The organism is Sulfurovum sp. (assembly GCF_041562805.1).
GTDB lineage: Bacteria > Campylobacterota > Campylobacteria > Campylobacterales > Sulfurovaceae > Sulfurovum.
This window is the reverse complement of the sequence record NZ_JBFFOH010000260.1, coordinates 1-2,173: the sequence shown is the minus strand read 5'-3', so window position 1 is coordinate 2,173 and position 2,173 is coordinate 1. Positions and strand designations below refer to the sequence as shown.

Sequence of the window (2,173 nt, the reverse complement as noted above, 5' to 3'; positions counted from 1 at the left end):
GTTTTTGTCTGCAAAATCTTTCATCTGAGCATGGATCTGCTCCAACTTCATTGGCCCGTAAATATTTTGTTCACGAACACCTAACATATTAAGATTCGGACCTTGAATGACTACAACTTTCATTGAATACCTTTGTTTTTTTATAATTGTCTGCATTATAGGTAAAGATTTATTTTAATCCCTTGAAAGAATTACATTCCTTGTCTTATTGATATTTTATACTCCAATACACAATTGCAAGCATTATAAGAATACCGACTATCGCACCTGTCCAGGTTTTTTGGTCCCCTTTTTTCAAGTTATCCATAACCAGTTTCCATTCACTCTTTTCTTGCATCACGTTTATTAGAGGCTTAATATACGTCTTAAACTCTTTTTTATCAAACATCTCATTTCCATGCCCATCTAAAATTGCAACAGCTACATTATTTATTATGACTCTTCGACCTGTAAAAATAACATCTTCGAATGGAGCCAATGCTTGCTTGCCTAACCAGTTTTGTAAATATATATGTTCCTCATCTCTTCCCATGCGTGTTCGTTTTATCATCAAATGGAAAAAAGCTGCTAGCAATACAGAAAATGTGACCATGCCGGCTGTAACTTGATATAAAAACAGATCATCTTCACCGCTGAACACTAAAAGCCCACTGGCAAGAAGAGATAAAATGACGATTGCATATACTCCAAGTTTCAGTTGCTTCATACTTTTACTCTTCATCTCTAACCAAACGATCCCATTCTCATCCGGTTCAATCAAATAGCGATCAAGTTTCATACTCTGTTCTCTTCTACGCTCACGTTTCGGTTCTTCTTCATCTTTTCTCTTTTGAACCTCTTTCATCTCTAAAAAAGCACCGTAAAGCAACAGAATAACAAACAGGCCAATACCAAGTTTAGACGTTGTTTCAACACCAAGCCAATATTGACGGTTATCAGAAAGAGAAGTAAACTCATTTTGGAGTTCTCCATTAACAAAACTTCTTACCCCGAGAGACAGTTGATCCATGGCCAAGAGTTCGATAGGATTGAAATTACCTACCAACATACTATCTTTAATCGGTGCAAAATTACGAGGTTCTGCACCGTTATTGAGCTGTATGATTTCACTAGTATAATCGACATATACTTTTTCGCTCAATATGTTGTTCTTGCTGTTCAAAAATGAGAAATTAACTGCATCATAAACAACGACCTCACCTACATCAAAATAGAGATCTTGGTTGTTAACCCACAAGCGACCGTTTGGTGAAAAACTGAGTGCCGAAGGCCAATCCAGTCTCCTGCCCGTGTCGACATCCAGTTGCCATATAACCTTGCTAGCATCAGAGCCTTTGTCATTAATGGCAATCACACGATTGTTCACCGAATCCGCCACCGCTATTGTTGTATTATTTATGGCGACAATATCGTTGGGGTAGTTTAATGATTCACCGATATCAAGTCGGTACAGATGCGTACCGTCTATAGTAAATTTATCGATGCGATGGAGTGAACTGTTTGAGATGTAAAAATGTTTGTTGTCAGGCATAACTGCTATATCCATTGCTATAGCACTTCTTGAACCGGGAATTGTTCCTATCTCCTGGCATTTTCCAAGCGGAACAGTACATTTTTTCACGACATGCTTTCCGGCTTCTATCACATAAAGAGCATCTTCACTAAAAGCGATATCTGCCAATGGCTTTTGTAATCCAAGCTGTTCATACGTGACAATATTTATCACTCGTGCGTCGGCATCAGTATGGTAAAAGCTCTGGTCCATACTAAACACCACACCGAGTTTTTCTGAAGTGGCTAAAAGGCTGGCTCCGTTAATACGCGATTTTTGGTCTGTTGAGTACCAAAGCGCAACAATTGAGATCACAACACCGATGATCGATGAAAACACTACAATATTAACCGTTCTGTTTTTTGATAGTTCTAATGCCATTAGTGTTACTTTGTTTGAAAATATTAATTGCTTGCATCTTAACATCTTTTCTTTTTAAACACAGCATTGACATATGCCATCACTGTTTATTAACGACCATCAACACCAAAAGCGATATAATCGCACTAACTATTTACAAATGAGAAACTATGAAGATCATTACACCCGAAACTATCCTCTCTCCTACTCAGCAGCTTAGCGGCATGAGCATCGCTTTTGACACGCATATTAGGGGTATCG

The 2,173-nt window shown here is 38.1% G+C and carries 2 protein-coding genes; both read right to left on the bottom strand.

Annotated features, from left to right (window positions below):
• Window positions 1–123: type II 3-dehydroquinate dehydratase (locus ABYK33_RS15515; RefSeq protein WP_373034228.1), on the bottom strand; the 123-nt coding region annotated here is incomplete at its 3' end.
• Window positions 124–205: 82 nt separating this feature from the next.
• A complete protein-coding gene (locus tag ABYK33_RS15510; protein WP_373034227.1) occupies window positions 206–1,933 on the bottom strand; it encodes a hypothetical protein in 1,728 nt (575 codons plus the stop codon).
• Window positions 1,934–2,173: the final 240 nt, after the last annotated feature.